Origin of the sequence: Streptococcus pluranimalium (assembly GCF_047785705.1) — a bacterium.
GTDB classification, from domain to species: Bacteria; Bacillota; Bacilli; order Lactobacillales; family Streptococcaceae; genus Streptococcus; species Streptococcus pluranimalium_A.
In genome coordinates this window covers 1-17,053 of the sequence record NZ_JBLOJV010000019.1, presented here as the reverse complement: position 1 = coordinate 17,053, position 17,053 = coordinate 1, and the positions used below count along the sequence as shown (strand labels likewise).

At 36.4% G+C, this 17,053-nt stretch carries 12 protein-coding genes; 7 read left to right on the top strand and 5 right to left on the bottom strand.

The window, feature by feature from the left end:
• Nucleotides 1-10 precede the first annotated feature (10 nt).
• From ACMZ6Z_RS05905 to ACMZ6Z_RS05875, 7 genes are read left to right on the top strand one after another with little or no spacing between them, the layout of a single operon-like run.
• A complete protein-coding gene (locus tag ACMZ6Z_RS05905; protein WP_416131682.1) occupies nt 11-2,515 on the top strand; it encodes a DUF4135 domain-containing protein in 2,505 nt (834 codons plus the stop codon).
• An 11-nt stretch (nt 2,516-2,526) separates the two neighbouring features.
• A complete protein-coding gene (locus ACMZ6Z_RS05900; RefSeq protein WP_416131681.1) occupies nt 2,527-4,593 on the top strand; it encodes a cysteine peptidase family C39 domain-containing protein in 2,067 nt (688 codons plus the stop codon).
• The gene (locus tag ACMZ6Z_RS05895; protein ID WP_416131680.1) at nt 4,568-5,482 is read left to right on the top strand and encodes an ATP-binding cassette domain-containing protein; all 915 of its coding nucleotides are present in this window, start codon (nt 4,568-4,570) and stop codon (nt 5,480-5,482) included. The genes ACMZ6Z_RS05900 and ACMZ6Z_RS05895 overlap by 26 nt, the downstream gene beginning before the upstream one ends.
• Nucleotides 5,460-6,179: an ABC transporter permease gene (locus tag ACMZ6Z_RS05890; protein WP_416131679.1), complete on the top strand. Its 720-nt coding sequence runs from the start codon at nt 5,460-5,462 to the stop codon at nt 6,177-6,179. Before ACMZ6Z_RS05895 ends, ACMZ6Z_RS05890 begins: the two co-directional genes overlap by 23 nt.
• A 9-nt stretch (nt 6,180-6,188) precedes the next feature.
• Nucleotides 6,189-6,884 (top strand): ABC transporter permease, encoded by a 696-nt coding sequence (locus ACMZ6Z_RS05885; protein ID WP_416131678.1) that lies wholly within the window; start codon nt 6,189-6,191, stop codon nt 6,882-6,884.
• The gene (locus ACMZ6Z_RS05880; protein WP_416131677.1) at nt 6,881-8,389 is read left to right on the top strand and encodes a sensor histidine kinase; all 1,509 of its coding nucleotides are present in this window, start codon (nt 6,881-6,883) and stop codon (nt 8,387-8,389) included. The genes ACMZ6Z_RS05885 and ACMZ6Z_RS05880 overlap by 4 nt, the downstream gene beginning before the upstream one ends.
• Nucleotides 8,367-8,966, top strand: coding sequence for a LuxR C-terminal-related transcriptional regulator (locus ACMZ6Z_RS05875; protein ID WP_416131676.1), 600 nt, complete (start codon nt 8,367-8,369; stop codon nt 8,964-8,966). The genes ACMZ6Z_RS05880 and ACMZ6Z_RS05875 overlap by 23 nt, the downstream gene beginning before the upstream one ends.
• 409 nt (nt 8,967-9,375) lie before the next feature.
• Here the strand turns inward: ACMZ6Z_RS05875 and ACMZ6Z_RS05870 are convergent, their stop codons facing one another.
• The 5 genes from ACMZ6Z_RS05870 to secA form a co-directional block, all read right to left on the bottom strand.
• Nucleotides 9,376-10,221: a DegV family protein gene (locus tag ACMZ6Z_RS05870; RefSeq protein WP_416131675.1), complete on the bottom strand. Its 846-nt coding sequence runs from the start codon at nt 10,219-10,221 to the stop codon at nt 9,376-9,378.
• A gap of 230 nt (nt 10,222-10,451) precedes the next feature.
• On the bottom strand, nt 10,452-12,503 hold the full coding sequence (gene recG / locus ACMZ6Z_RS05865) for an ATP-dependent DNA helicase RecG (RefSeq protein ID WP_416131699.1): 2,052 nt from the start codon (nt 12,501-12,503) through the stop codon (nt 10,452-10,454).
• A 240-nt stretch (nt 12,504-12,743) separates the two neighbouring features.
• Nucleotides 12,744-13,844 (bottom strand): alanine racemase, encoded by a 1,101-nt coding sequence (alr, locus tag ACMZ6Z_RS05860; RefSeq protein WP_416131674.1) that lies wholly within the window; start codon nt 13,842-13,844, stop codon nt 12,744-12,746.
• Between the two features lie 10 nt (nt 13,845-13,854).
• Nucleotides 13,855-14,238, bottom strand: a complete 384-nt coding sequence (gene acpS, locus ACMZ6Z_RS05855) for a holo-ACP synthase (protein ID WP_416131673.1) — start codon at nt 14,236-14,238, stop codon at nt 13,855-13,857.
• A gap of 192 nt (nt 14,239-14,430) precedes the next feature.
• The gene (secA, locus tag ACMZ6Z_RS05850; RefSeq protein WP_416131672.1) at nt 14,431-16,965 is read right to left on the bottom strand and encodes a preprotein translocase subunit SecA; all 2,535 of its coding nucleotides are present in this window, start codon (nt 16,963-16,965) and stop codon (nt 14,431-14,433) included.
• Between the last annotated feature and the right edge of the window lie 88 nt (nt 16,966-17,053).

Here is a 17,053-nt window from a genome sequence, read left to right as displayed (position 1 = left end):
GGTGATATATATGACAAACAATATAATAGAGAAAAAAAGTTTTGATGCAGTCATATCGAAAGTTTTAGAAGAATTTTCTTTCTCCATTTCAAAATTTAATGAAGTGTGCACTTTGTCTGATAATGTTTTTAATGACTTTAAAGAGGAATTCAGAAAAGTGTTGCTTCCGGTATTAGTCCAAGAAATTAATTTGTTTAGGATAGACAAAGGAGCTAATTCAAAATACGAGGAATACAACGAATTTTGTAAAAATATACTTAATAATGGATTGTGCTTTCTTGACAAATACCCACTTTTACAAAGAAGATTAAATCTTTTAAAAAATAATTACGAGCAGAGTATTGAGCATTTTTTAGAAAATTTAATCCAAAATTATGATGAATTTATAGAACATTTCAACCTAAAGCAAGAAAATATAAATGTTAAAATATTATCAATGGTTGGCGATAATCACGGTAATAATAGAAATATTAGCTTTCAACTTCAGAAAAAATCATTTTTTTATAAGACTTCTGGATATACTCTGTACCCTATTTTGAATGAATTGAATCATAGAGTATTTGACTCCAAGTATTTCAAATTTCCCAATACATTTGCTGGGGATACTTTCATGATTCAAGAAAAAATTGGTAATTTAACTTGTCACGACAAAGAACAAATTCATTTATTTTATAGAAATATGGGAGTACTTCTAGCATTTGCATATGTGTTGAATGGAAATGATATGCACAATGAAAATATTATTGCTTGCGAAGAGTATCCATATGTGATTGACTTTGAAACATTAATAAATCCTCTATCTCAAATAGAGGGAAGAATTTCACAAAGTATTTTTTCAACTGGTTTACTACCAATGAAATACAGACGAAATTTTGATGGAATATTTGACTGTAGCAGTATAGGTCAAGAGAATATAGTTGTAAAAAAAGTTTTTGAAGAAATTAATCCTTTTAGTTCGGAATTACGTTTAATCTTAAAAGAAAAGCAATTTAATGATATTAAAGAATTTTTACCGTTGATTCACGATGCTCATATATCGGCTAATAAATTTTTAGATGATATTGAATCTGGATTTATATTTGGTTACTCAAGGTTAAAAAGTTGTTATAAAATTTTAAAAACAGTAATTTTAAAATATAAAAACGACCTACGTTGTAGATTGGTCTTAAGGAATACGTCTGTATATTCAGCACTAATTGATCGAATTACTGTGCCAGATTTATTGATGAGTGAGCTAAAAACGAAAAATATTTTGAAAGGCTTTTTAAAAGAAATACCAGTAATTAATAATCATAAAAAGAAATACATTATGGCTGAAGTTAATCAATTGGCTAATGGCGTGATTCCTTTGTTTACTTTTGGTAATTTTGGAACTGTTTCAATGAATGATGCACAAAATTTCATGAGTCTACATGATTCTATAAGTTTTAAGCTGAATTGTATGTCAGACGAAGATTTGCAATATCAATTAAATCTTCTGAGAGTTAGTTTGAATATTGGTGATTATAATTTTTCTAAAGTGAGAAATAATCATTTTGAGTCAGATATTAAAAAATTACTAAGAGAATCAATCTTTAATGACACATCGCCGTATGCACTTACTCTTCAGAAAGATTCTGCTGGTAATTACATATATGGAGAATCTAACTTGGGGTTGTATGAAGGAAAGTTAGGATTGTTATTATCTTATGATGAATTGGAAGAAATATTTGATTTAAAAGATATTGAGCAACAAATTATTAATTCCAAAGACATAGGCTTAATTGATGGCTATGCTTCATTATTGCTTTATAAAAATTTAAGTAATTCTCCAATAAAAGAAGATGATATAATTCCCAATTTAGACTTTACTGAATTTGATATAATTGATGGAGTAGGTGGTTTAATTTTGCAAAGTTATTTAATATTTTTGAAAAACCAAAAATTTTTAGATATTGTTGAATTAAAGAAGTTAGGAGAAGTTTTTCTAGAATTAACAAAAGATCAGGAACAGTTCAAAGTAGGATTTGCTCATGGATTTACCGGTATAAAGGTTATTTATAAAATATGTTCTCTTATTTCACCAGAGAATTCAGAGTTTATTGACAGATTTGAATACTTTGAGAGTCAGGATGATATTATGTTATACCCTAGCTCGGGATGGTGCAATGGTTTGACCGGTTATCTTGTATCTGAATATCTCTTATACAAAATAAGTAGTGAATATAAATATCTTGAAAAAGTTCTATCTAATATTGATTATCTGATGGATAAGTTGAGTGATACTAAGGAATATTGTTTATGCCATGGATTTTTAGGAGGATTGGATTTCTTGCAAGTATTGAATCAAGATAAGTTACTTTCAGAAGAGCATCAGAGGAAGATGAAAATGCTGGAGGATGCTTTAATTTTTAAAGCTAATCATAACAATATTCTAAAAAAAGATATATCGCTATTTACAGGAATATCAGGATTTCTGTACTATCTCAAACGAAAAAAAACACTTAGAGGTTCTGTTATTACTCTAGGGTTTTAAGGTAAAGAGCAATGAAAAAAATAAGAGAAAAACTACAAACACAGCAAAATGATTGTGGACCTTGTTGCTTAGCAATGATTTTTGACTATTTAGGAAGAGACGTTGAATTATCAGAGTTATATAAATATAAAAATACTGCTGTTGGATGGAGCATGGGAGATATAAAAAATGCTGCAAAACAATTCGGTGTAGATGCTACTGTATTCAGAGTAGATGATCTGAAAGGTATGTCATCAATAGTACTTCCAGCTATACTTTATTGGGATTTCTCGCATTTTGTAGTGCTAGAAAAGTATAGCGAAGTAGATGCGACTATACTAGACCCTAATTATGGTCGAAAAACTATCAACAAAGATACATTTATAACGTCTTTTTCAGGCTATTGTATGGAGTTGAAGCCAAATCAGTATTTTACTAAGCGAAGGTTTTCCATAATTAATAAAATATCTAGGATTAGAAATACAAAAATCTGGAATTTAGAGTTTGGTAAAATCTATCCCACTGTTTTGGTAAATTACAATATATTATTGTTAATGATACCTATCTTAATAAGTAAATTAATTAATAACTTATCAGTTAGCGAAGTTAATATAAGTTGGATGGTTATTTTAACTGGTGTGATATGCTTAACAGCTGGTTTGAACTATATTTTAGAAAAATTACGGAGCCAAAAAACTATAAATCTGGAGGAAAAGTCAACAATTAACATTTATGAGAAATTATTTAGTTTAACTGAATCTGAATTGTCCAGATACCATAGTGGTGATATTATGTCACGAATATCAGTTAATCCTCAAATCTGTAATTTTTTGGCAGTTGAAGTACCTAATATGCTTATCTCAATAATGCTTATTTTCGTAGCAAGTCTATATCTAATATTAAATGCGGGAATCTATGCCAGCATGATAATTTTTCTAATTTTACTAATTGCTACCATTAACTGTATATTCATTACTGTTTTAATAAAATTATCAAAAAATGAAGGTTATAAACGATCTATATTTAGAAGTGTTGCTAATGATGGTATTCTAACTTATAATTTTTTAATAGAATCAGGAATTAGCTCTCGTTATCTAAAGAAGATTAAAAGTAGTTTATCAGATTATGTCCAGTCGCAAATTGAGAGAGGAATTGCGGAAGCTAAGTCGACTACATTCCACCAGACTACCTCAACATTCTTTTCTCTTTTAATCTCTATTATGAGCCTAGTTATAGTTATATTAAGTCCTGAAAGAAGTGGGCAAGTTGCTTTGATCAGTTCTATGGCTATGGTATTGTATTCTCCAATGATGGGAATTGTAAGCAGTCTTATAAATGCGGCTAATCTGTATCCAAATATTGAAAGGCTTATAGATCTAGTAGGAGAACAACAAAACTCTAAAACCTTAGTAAAGTTGCAAAATGGCACAGTTGATGTTGATAGATTATCCTACCGATACGATCATCACTCATCCTATCTTTTCAAAAATCTTTCGCTTTCTCTTAAGGAAGGTGATACCCTTTTTATAACTGGAAAATCAGGTACCGGTAAGACCTCTTTGATTAAAATCCTGTTGGGCTTACAAAGTATGATCGGAGAAGATAATGAGGGATATATAACTATTGGAGGGGTTGATACACTAAACCAAAAAATAGATTTAAGAAGAGATATTTGCTATATTTCACATCCAACATTCCTTTTTAAAGGTACATTGAAATCAAATTTGAAATTATTTTGTCCAAATTACACTGTTGATGAATTAATGTCAGCAATCGATAAAGTAAATCTTTCCGATGTGTTCTCGCAAACTTTAAATATTGAAAATTTATTTATATTAGAAAATGGAACTAATTTTTCGACTGGTCAACGTCAAAGAATAGGAATGTTAAGATTGTTTTTAAAAGAATATAAGATTATTATTTTAGATGAGCCAACAAGCAATATAGATTCCGAAAATGCTAAAGCTATCATGGCAGCTATTAATGGCCTTGAGGCAACTAAAATTATTATTACGCATGATAAAGAATTAATTCAACCTGGATCAAAACTATTAGAATTAGGAGTTGGAGAAAATGGATATACATTTAAATCATATTAGTAAGAAATATGGTGATAGAATTATTTTAAACGATGTCACTATTAAGATTCCTTCAGGGAAAATTTATGGGTTTATCGGTGCTAATGGAGCTGGTAAAACTACAACGATGAAAATCCTTACAGGGTTATTACCTGCTACAAAAGGCAGTGTATGCTTTGATGGGGTAAGCTTTAAAGATTTAAAAGAACAGGAATCAATATTCGGAGCATTTATTAGTACACCAAGTTACTATAAAAATTTAACGGCTTATGAAAACTTAGCTATTATACAAGACGTTCTCAAAAAGCCGAAAAAAGAAATTGACCGAGTTTTGAATTTGGTGGGTTTAAGTGAAGCTCGCAACAAAGTCGTGTCTTCATTCTCGTTCGGTATGAAACAACGTTTAGGTTTAGCATTTGCTTTTCTGAATAATCCAGATATACTGGTACTAGATGAACCGACGAATGGACTAGATCCGAAAGGAATTGTGGAAATCAGAGAACTCTTATACAGACTGGCTAAAGAAGAAGGAAAAACGATTTTTATATCAAGCCACCATATTAGTGAAATTGAAACGATTGCAGATATGGTCGGTATCATACATGATGGCGAGCTTATTTTTGAAGGAACATTGTCTGAACTTTATAATAAAAGAGATAGCTCCTATCATTTGGAAGTTTTAAATCCAGATGTTCTTGAATCTATTTTGCAAGGTCGAAATATCTCTTTTGTTCGAAAAGAATCTCATTTTGAAATAAAGGCTTCCAAGCAAGACATACCAGTTTTAATAAAAGAAATCGTACAAGAAGGAGCCAACCTCTTGGAGGCTTCGCCAAATAAAAATCTAGAAACAATCTTCTTAGACTTAACGAAAGGAGATAGAGTATATGATCTCACTGATAAAAAATGAAATAAGGAGATTTATAGGATCTCCCACAGCTCTTTTATTGCTAGGAATTACTTTTTGTTTGCAGCTTTTAGGTACGATTTTTATCATAAAATCATTAGATGTGGAAGTTGGTGAAATAGCACAAACATTTTTCCAGAAGTCTATGCTGATATTTTTAGGTTTCTCTGGCTTAGTGAGTTTAGTGGTAAATGGGATTATTAACTACTTTATTGTTTCAACAGAGCACACTAACCATACTTGGGAATTACTACTTTTAGGGATAGGCAAAAAAAATAAAATTCTCTTTTCAAAGTATTTGACGGTTATTCTAGCTTGGATTCTTTATCAGTTTTTATCAACTATTGGTTTTGTTATTGTTACACAGACCTATCTAACCTTAGAGATAGATTGGTCTACAGTACTCTTAGTTTTATTGTCAACTATATTTTTTAGCTTACTCACAATGACACTTCAGTTCTGTACCCATCTATTAATCAAAAACAGCATGTCTGCCCTAAGCAGTGTTATTATTCTTATTTTGTTGCAAACACTTTTTGCCTCGAATCCAATCTTTGTTTATGTGTTCCCAATAAATGGCATTTCTTATCTGATAACTTCTAGTGCTCTTAATTCAATTATAGTTTCAGCGATTCTTTTAGGTAATATTGTTTGGAGTGGTGCTATTCTTTTAGTAGCTACTAAAAAGTTTCATCTTTAGGAGAGAATTATGTGGAAATTAGAATTTTTAAAGTATAAGAGAACCTATTTAGCCCCTGTATTTATAGGGATAGGTATGTTTTTAGTTATTTTCCAAAGCTACGCAGGTTATACGATTAAGGAAATCCCAGCGAAAGTTTTGTTTGTGACTGGCTTAGATTTATACAGTAATCTTCTGTTGCCGGTGATGATTCCTGTGTTCCTTATCATCTCTTTTTACCGTGAAATAGAGAATGCTGGTTTTCAAAACTTAACCATAAAAGGAATCTCTAGTCAGCAGATACAGTGGTCTATATTGAAATTTTATTGGATAGTAATACCTCTAATATTTCTCTGTCACTTTTTGATTCCATTGGTATTTATTGCATTAAGAGGAGAAAATATTCTCAATGTGATTGTTGCTAATAGCTTATTTTTACTACTATCAATTTTAAGCATCATTGCACTGATTAATATTAGTTTACTGTTGCATCTGCTAAGTAGGAATTACATATTACCAATTTTAGTAGCTGTGGCAGGCGTTATCGTTGGACGTCTCCCTTTAGGGAAAAACCTCTGGATCATTAATCCTTATTCTTATTTAAGTTATGTTGCTGATTTTAAATCGTTTACGATATCTCACTATTTAGCTTTTTCCCTATTCATTTCCATGTCTTTTATTGGTATAATAGTATTTAGGAAAAGAATCGATTTGAGTAAAATATGAAAAAAAACTTGTTAAGCACAGCTTATTATGCTTTGTTTGTTACGAGACTGATTAATTTGTCGTTTAATGGTTATCTGGGGAGCGTAGAAAATAGTTTATTTTTACTTGCTTTAAATGCATTATTGTCATTAGATTTTATCTTACATAGAGTACTATCTGTTAAATCTACGGTTGGTAAATATATTGTATGGCTGGTGAGATTTTGTCAGTGTCACTCCATTTTATTTGTCATGGGGGAGTCAGCAGTGCCTATTTGGTTACAATATATGACTGGAATCATCATTTATTCTTCGTTAATCTATATAGCCTTAAGCTTATTTTTTCAAAAACTACAGACTTCTTTTTATCTATTAATGCTATCGGTAGGTCTGTTATCGAGTGCCAGTTTACTTTTTCCGGAATGGACTAGTTTTGCCTTCTCGTTCTATTTGATCGTTACTTTTTTGGTAGCACTCCTGACTGTTATTTTAAGACACAAGCAAACCTTCTATAAAAGTGATTCCAATAGACTTTATTGGTTAATGATATTAGTTTTTTACCTTATGATTGGACTGAGTTCTATTGGTTTCATTTTTTTCAAATCATCGGCTTTATTTTCTGGTTTCTGGTTATTTTATTTTTTAGCATTAATTTCAGGATTAGTTCTTATCTTGTTTTATCATAATGACGCAGTATTTAAACAAAGAGATGAATTACTAACGATTATCTTTCTAGTTTTATTTTATATTGTTCTGTTTATTCTCATCTTAAAGAGAAGTAGTTTAGTTGTTCTTGAAACTATAACCATTATTTTATATATTCAGTACTTTTTACAGTTAGTTGGAGAAAGTTACAGATTAATAACTGGAAGTACACAGTCTGAACATGTAGGGATTAACTCAGTATTAAAAGAGGAAACTTTAAACCAAGAGTTTGCGAATTTCTTGCATGATAATATTCTTCAGGATATAAACGCTTTGATTCAGTTGTCTCGATTGGATAATCAAAGTAACGCTGTCAAAAAGATAGAAGAAAGATTAGAGTATCTCAATATTTTTGTCCGTGAGCGAATGAATCAGTATGGTCCTCAATTACTCAAAGGGTTATCATTATATGACAATTATCGTATGATGCTAAAATCGTTTGAAAAACGTTATCCTGAAACGCCTATTTCTTTAGCATTTTATTCAGCAAAAGATTTAGTAATCTACCCTCCTTATGATTTCCTAATTTACAGATGGCTAAGAGAGCTCGTTAATAACTCTTATAAATACTCCAGAGGCCAAACGATTATTGTTACATTGGTTAGAGATGGAAGGGAGCTCTCTTTATCGGTCATCGATGATGGTTGTTATCAAAAGATAAAGCTTTTTAAACACGGACACGGGTTGTCAATTTTGGAAGAACAAGTAAAGGCATTAGGAGGAGATATTACCTTTCGACAAGCTGATTCTAATGGATTGCAAGTTGATATCAAACTGATGATGGAAGGAAAGAAAGCGATTGAAAATTTTATTAATAGATGACCATATCCTGTTCGCAGAGAGTTTAGCCTTATCTATACACCAGTATCAGTCAGATATTCACATTGATATTGTGACTAATGAAGATGATTTTAAAAAATTGTTTTCAACTTTGACAGAATATCGAGTGATATTGTTAGACATTAACTTAGACAATAAATTTAGTTCAGATGGCTTTGAAATAGCTCAAGATATTTTAGAGAAATACACCGACTGTAAGCTTGCACTATTAACAGGCTTTGATTTGCCTGTATATGAATATCAAGCTCAAAGAATTGGGGTAAAAGGATTTGTTCCTAAAAATATAAGTTCTAAAAAATTAATTCAAATTATTAAAGATATCTCCTGCGAGAAAGACTATTTTCCCAATCAGAATTATTTTATAGATGAACTAACAGAGCGTGAAAAAGAGATTCTTATACACTTAGGCAATGGTGAAAAAAGAAAAGATATTGCGAAATCTCTTTATATTTCTGATAGGACTTTAACAAACCATATCCAAAATATATTAGAAAAACTTGAAGTGGATTCAACTTTAAAGGCGATTATAAAGGCTCAAAAGTTAGGGTATATCAAATAATTGCCCTTTTTACTCATGATTCTTTACTACGACTTCAATATAATGATATCGTGGAGGTTGAAATTCATGAAAAAATCTATACCGTACGTTTTTCTCGTTCTATCAATAGCTTTTTTGTTCAATGCTATCCGAATATATCTTGAGAGTAGGTCTTTGTACGTTGTTGATGTTCTGTTGTTCATAGTGTTCTTGGCGTCATTTTTTATATCTAAGAAAAAATAGCAAAGCAAAACTGTTTATCCTTGTTTCAGACTGAAGACAAAGTCCTTAAAAGTAAGTTTCTAAGGGCTTTTTATTACCCAAAAACTAAAACAAGACCAGGATTTCTCCTAGCCTTGTTTTTTAGGAAGTAGAACAAAGTCATCTACATCGGTTAGTCTTTCCTGATCAGGAAGGGGTTCTAATGTCTTTAGCCGATCTCATAACCCATAAGGATGCCACCTTCTTCAGCATAAAAGCTACAAAGCCCAGAGGTTGGAACAACTTGTATCTCAGCTTGAGGGTAGCTTTGCCTGATGAGTTCTTCAAGTTGCTGACAAATTTTGTCATTACGGCAATGCGCTATCACAACACGACCACCTTGGTAGCCTGCCTTAATCATCTCATCATAAGAAGCGGATACGGATTTTTTTTGCCCCTTAGCTTTTTGTAGCAATTCTAGTTTGCCCTCTGCACTGGCTTCACCAACCATACGAATGTTTAATAGACCAATAACCTTGCCCAGCACCTTATTCAAACGACCATTTTTGACGAGGTTATCAACCTTAGCCAGGGCAAAAATCAGCTTGGTTTTGTCTTGATAAGCCGTTATCGCTGCTACAACCTCATCAAAGGACAGTCCAGAAACCACCAAGTCTTGGAGTTTTTGCACCAAAAGATCCATCTCTCCACCGGCTGATAAGCTGTCAAGAATATGGATTTGAGCATCGGGATAGTCTTCCAGATACATGCTCTTAGCCAGTTGAGCACTGTTATGACTGCCAGACAAGGCGCCTGTTATAGTAACAACGACTATCTTATCAGCGCCTTCAAATGCTTTCATATAAGCATCTGGGCTAGGACAAGCTGAGGTTGCAGCTGCTTTTGTTGTTTTGAGGAGTTCAAGCATCTCATCAATCGCCATTCCCTCATCATCTATAAATAATTGGCTCCCAATCTGTAATGTTAACGGAACACGCGCAAAAGCGACATGTGCTGGCAACTGATCTAAAGTCACTAAATTACATCCAGAATCTGCTACAATTTTCCAAGTCATACCTTCTCTCCTTAAGTCATTATTTTGATATACAAATCATTTGATAATTAAATTATACCATTAAAGGATGTGAAATGAGTGTTTTATACCTATTATTTTTGATGATCAATCCTTTGTGACGTAAGGCTTTTGAGACCAAGTGTCTCATAAACACTGAGTTAGGATGATGTTTCGTTATTTTTAATCGGTATCCTTCACAATTCTGACACGTTAGGATAGGCAAGGATTGTTTAGTCAAACTGTCCTGTTTTTTTCAATTCTGTCAACAAGACTTCCCATCTTGGATCTAGCATCCATTTGGGATCTTTGACGATATCTGCTGCAACTCGTCTTGCCTCTTCTAGGATATTGAAGTCTTCGACAATATCTGCTACTTTAAAGGCAGGCAAGCCTGATTGACGTGTCCCAAAGATGTCGCCTGAGCCACGCATTTTTAGATCTTTTTCTGCCAAGACAAAGCCATCATTGCTTGCACACATGGCTAACATACGGTCTTTTCCAATATCAGTTTTGGGATTGGCGACAAGGACTGCATAGGACTGCTGATGCCCTCTCCCGACCCGGCCTCTAAGCTGATGCAGCTGACTAAGCCCAAAACGATCCGCATCCATAATCACCATGATGGTTGCGTTAGGGACATTGACTCCAACTTCGATGACTGTAGTTGAGACCAAAAGCTGACTTTTGCCCTTTTTAAAGGCTAACATGATCTTTTCTTTCTCTTCAGCTTTCATACGCCCATGCAAAAGATCCACACGAAAATCGGCTCCAAAGAATGCTTCCAACTCAGCATGAAGGGCTACGGCATTTTTTAAATCAAGAGCCTCTGACTCCTCAATAAGAGGGGAAATGATATAAGCCTGTGCCCCTTGCGATAGTTGACTTCTCATCCAAGTCAAGACGGAATCCAGCTGTTCGTGCTTGACCCAACGCGTTACGATAGGTTTTCGTCCTGCTGGCAACTCATCGATGATGGAGACATCCATCTCTCCAAAACTAGTGATGGCAAGGGTTCTAGGAATGGGAGTGGCTGTCATCATGAGCACATCAGGATTGTCACCCTTCTCACGAAAGACCCGGCGTTGATTCACCCCAAACCGGTGCTGCTCATCTGTAATCACCAAACCCAGCTTGTGATAGGTCACAGCATCTTGGATAAGAGCGTGAGTTCCGACAATCATGTCTACAGAACCATCGGCAATAGCAGTCAAGGTTTCACGTTTAACAGAAACCTTCATGCTAGAGGTTAGCAAAGCGATACTAAGTTCAGGGAAAAGGGCTGATAAGCTGGTAAAATGCTGCTCAGCCAAGATTTCTGTAGGCACCATCAAGGCTGACTGATACCCAGCTGTCTGACTCGCATACATCGCCAAGCTAGCAATCACCGTCTTACCCGACCCCACATCTCCTTGTAAGAGGCGATTCATGTGAGCACCTGACCCCATATCGGTCAAAATATCAGACAAACTTCTTTGTTGAGCATTGGTCAAAGGAAAAGGCAGACTCTTAATTTTCTTATCAATAGCTACTTGATCAAAGGCAATCGCAACACCACTGGTTTCGGATTTGTTCTCAGCCTTTAAATGCTGCAAATGTAGCTGAAAATAAAATAATTCCTCAAACTTAATACGGCGTAAGGCCTGCTTATAAGCTGCCATATCCTTGGGAAAATGCATGGCTGCAATAGCCTCTTGCCTAGACATGAGACGGTATTTTGCCACCAAGACTTGAGGTAAATTTTCTCTCATCAAGGTCAAAAGCTGACTATCAAAAGCTGCCTTAATCGCCTTCATCACCGTTTTTTGAGAAATCCCTTGAGCCACATGATAGACAGGCTGCATGTCATCCTCAACTTGAGCCAGGACTTTCATACCCGTTAGAGCTGATTTTTTAGCATCCCATTTCCCAAAAACAGCTATATCCCTTCCCATCCTAATGCTATCAGCAAGATAAGGCTGATTGAAAAAGCTGACCGCAATGACAGCCTCATCCTGTTTAAGCTTAAACGATAGACGATTGCGCTTAAAACCATAATACTGGACATTGGCTGGCGTAACCACCTGACCGGTGATGACAGCCTTCTCTCCATCCATGAGTTCAAGGACAGAGCGATTTTTAAAATCCTCATAACGAAAAGGATAGTACAAAAACAGGTCTTCGATAGTATACAAGCCTAGTTTGGCTAAGGTTTCAGCAGATTTAGGGCCAAATCCTTTTAAGGCTACAATGGGTGATTGTAAATTCATAGTTCTATTATAACAAAAGGTCTGAGATGTTCTTATCCCAGACTTATTTTTAGGTATTTTTTCTTCAAGGCAAGCCACTGTCTGCAAAAAAAGAGCTTATTGTCATCCCTTTTTCTAAGAAACTGCATTCATCAAAATGATGTGATCAGTGACCGCTACTTGTAATGCCATACTAGGCAGATTTTGGCAAGCATACAGAGCGTATGGCAAAAATCCACGGACGAAGAAAGCAAAAAGGAGTGGGCAATATCAGCTATGAATACAAGCTCTAAACAGTCAATACTCTCTTGGGACACGGTCGCTGAGCAAGCAAAGCACTTCATAGTTAATCGTTCCCCGCTTATTAGCCACATCTGTCGCTGAAATAGACTGCTCACCACTGTCACCAAGTAAAATCACTCTTGTTCCCAAAGGGTATTTTTTAGGCAAACGAATAGTGACCTGATCCATGGATACTCGCCCGATAATTTGGCAAAACTCACCCTCCACAAGTACCTTAAAGTCTTGCATATCGCGTGTCCAGCCATCCGCGTAGCCTATTGGCAAGGTGCCAATCCATTCACTTTTTGGCGTATGATAAGTTTCCCCATAACCAACTGCAGTGCCTGCTGGAACTTTTTTGACTTGCACTAGGGCTGATTCTAAACGTAGGGCTGGCTCAAGTGCATAAGGTAAGTCGAGCGCACCTCCGCTAGGATTAAGGCCATAGAGGACTAAACCAAGCCTGACCGCATTGAAAATCGTCTCCGCATGCCAAATACTCGTGGCTGAATTACTGGCATGAATAATCGGAGGGCAATCTTGTAAACGGCTGACCAAATCTTGAAAGAAAGACAGTTGCTCCTTAAAAAACTGATCATCTGCTTCATCTGCCGTTGCAAAATGGGTAAAAATCCCTTCAACAAAAGCGCCTTGCTCTTTTAGCTCAGACATAACTGCTTCAGCTTCCAGCTGATCTCTCACACCAATACGACCCATACCTGAATCAATCTTGATATGACACGTAAGCCCCTTCAGCTGAGTGCCTAATCTCTTAGCTAAAGTCACCCATTTCAGACTGCTTACCGTCAACGTCAAGCCATACTCCTGTGCTAGGTAAACTTCATCTGGCAAGACCACACCTAATACCAAAATAGACTTTAAAATACCCGCACGACGTAGTTCAATCGCCTCGTCGACATTTGACACACAAAACCCATCAACAGCCCTCTCGACATGCTGAGCCACAGCAACAGCCCCATGGCCATAAGCATTGGCTTTGACAACCGCCCAAACCTTGGCTTGATTAGGGATGTGACGAACAACTGTTTGGATATTCCTTGAAATAGCCTCTAAATTGACAATGGCTTTTGTCGGTCGATGTAAACTTGAAACCATGGCCTTCCTCCTAGCAACTATCCTCTGATGATTGAAGAGCCTCATACGTCTCTAAAATCACACTAGCCTGAACAAAATGACCACTATGCGAAATGGACAAATGACTCACCCCTGTAAAGGGTGACTGATTAAAATAGGGTTTCCCTAGAGCATCAGATAAAATTTCAATGTCTTGAAAAGAAATCTTACCGATACCCGTACCATAAGCCTTAGCAAAAGCTTCTTTGGCTGACCACCGACCAGCCAGATAGGTCATCTGACGGCGTCCACTCAAGCTACGAAACTTTACCAACTCACTTGGTGTCAATACGCGTTCAGCGAAACGTGATCTTTTGGCATAAGCTGCTTCGATTGCTGAAATGTCTTGCAAATCGATTCCATGTCCTACTATCATCTCATCTCTTTCTAAAAAGAGAGCAAGTCTCTGCCAGTTTTAGACTCAATAACAATCAACCTAGCCTAGATGAAGCCACAAGAACCAGAGGTCATCAAGGCATATCAAAGACCTATGTTTTGATTTTTAAAGAGTGCTACTGTCAAATCCTTACACTATCTTGTTAGGTAATCATCACCATCAAATCATTAATTAAATGTATGATCGACCATGGCAATTCTTATATTTCTTATCCGAACCACAAGGGCAGAGATCATTTCGACCGACCTTATTAAAGTCAACAGCTTGCATCTGAGTAACATCTGTTCCTTGTTGCGCAGCAATGTTTTTAACAGCGGTTGTGGTCGCATGGTCATGAGCTTGCTCACGCTCTTGCTCGTGAATTTGCGCTTTCATCATGGTTCTTGTCACATCAAACTCAATGGCACCAACCATATCGTTAAACATACGGAAGCCTTCTGTCTGATACTCGACAATCGGGTTATTCTGAGCATAACCACGTAGCCCAACAGCGTTACGTAACTGATCCAAAGCATCGATATGGTCTGTCCACTTGTTGTCTACCACCATCAAAATCAGAACTTTCTGGAATTCAATCACAGCCTCTTCATCTGGTAGTTTTGCAATCTGTTGATCATAGATACGAAGGGCATGGTTGTAAAGGTTTTCCTTGATCGTAACGAACTTCTCACCTTGTAAATCAGCCAAGCTAATAGACTCTTCCGGCAAGAGATTGGTTTGAGCGAAGGTTAAAATGCCCTCATAGGCCTCTTCTTTAGGCATACGACTATGCCCATCCACCACACGATTGATGGTTCGTTTGATCATGGCCTTGATTTCTGGACCAAGATCTCGCGTTGAGGTAATGACATCATAACGATTAGCATAGATGATCTCGCGTTGCTCACGCATGACATCATCGTATTGAAGAACCTGCTTACGGGTGTCGTAGTTGTTCCCCTCAACACGTTTTTGAGCCGCCTCAACCTGGCTGGTGAAGATCCGTGATTTGATGACAATATCTTCATCTTGATCAGCGTTAAAACGCTCTAAAAATGCCTTGATACGATCTGTCCCAAAACGGCGAAGGAGCTCGTCTTCTAATGACAAGTAAAATTGCGATTCTCCCGGATCACCTTGACGACCTGAACGCCCACGAAGCTGGTTATCAATACGACGACTCTCGTGGCGCTCTGTACCAATTACACAAAGCCCCCCCAGTTCACGGACACCCTCACCAAGTTTAATATCTGTACCACGACCTGCCATGTTGGTAGCGATGGTAACCGCACCACGTTGACCAGCATTCATGATGATTTGGGCTTCCTTGAAGTGATTCTTAGCATTCAAGACTTCGTGGGGAATGCCTGCGGCAACCAGATTTCTTGAGATAAGTTCACTGGTTTCAACAGCGACCGTACCAACCAATATGGGTTGCCCCTTGGCATGACGCTCTTTAATATCTGCAACCACCGCACGGAATTTAGACTCTAGTGTTGGGTAGAGAAGATCTGGGTTATCAATACGTTGGATGGGACGGTTGGTTGGAATCGGAATGATACGCATATTGTAAATTTCACGAAATTCCTCTTCTTCCGTCTTACCAGTACCCGTCATCCCTGCCAATTTTTTGTACATACGGAACATATTTTGGTAGGTAATAGAAGCTGATGTTTTTGATTCATCTTGAATCGGAACATTCTCTTTTGCTTCAATCGCTTGGTGGAGACCATCGGAGAAGCGACGACCTTCCATGGTACGACCTGTAAACTGGTCAACAATCAAAATCTCTTGCTCCTCACTAACCACATAATCAATGTCCAAAAGCATGATGTAGTTAGCCCTTAAAGCATTGTCGATAAAGTGGGTAAGAGCAACATTCTCCAAGTCATACAAGTTTTCAAGTTTGAAGAATTTTTCCGCCTTATCAATCCCTGAATCCATGAGACCAATCGTCTTACTTGGAACGTCAATCGCATAATCTTCACGTCTCAAGGTTTTCACGAATCGGTCTGCCATATAGTAAAGCTGGTTGGTTTCTGAGCTTGATGGACTCGAAACAATCAAGGGTGTTCTAGCCTCGTCAATCAAAACAGAGTCAACCTCATCGACCAAGGCAAAGTTGAGGGGACGTTGAACCATATCTTCCTGGCGCACAACCATGTTGTCTCGAAGGTAGTCAAAACCAACTTCAGAGTTGGTAGAATAGGTAATATCACAAGCATAGGCTTCACGTTTTTCAAATGACGATTTTGCCGAAAGGTTAATCCCTACAGAAAGACCTAACCAACTATACAATTCACCCATTTCTGTCGCATCACGTGTTGAAAGGTATTCATTAACGGTAATAACATGAACCCCTTGACCAGCCAAGGCATTGAGGTAAACAGGCATGGTCGCTGTCAAGGTCTTTCCCTCACCTGTACGCATCTCTGGCACATCACCATGATGAAGAACAATCCCCCCCATGATCTGCACATGGTAAGGATAGAGACCTAAAACACGCTTTGCTGCTTCACGAACCACAGCAAACGCTTCTGGCAGAAGGTCATCTAGGGTCTCTCCATTTTGGTAACGTTCTTTAAATATAGCTGTCTTTGCTTGAAGTTCAGCATCTGTCAACGCTGCCATCTCATCAGCATAACGCTCTACTTTCTTGGCTATTTTATCAAGTTTTTTTAACTCACCTTTATCATTTTCAATGATGTTTCGGATTATATTTGCCATCTTTGTCCCTTTCGAAAATCTTATCTCCTCATTTTAGCATAATATGGTGGCAAATTCAACGAAAGAAAAAGAGAACACTCCGACCAGA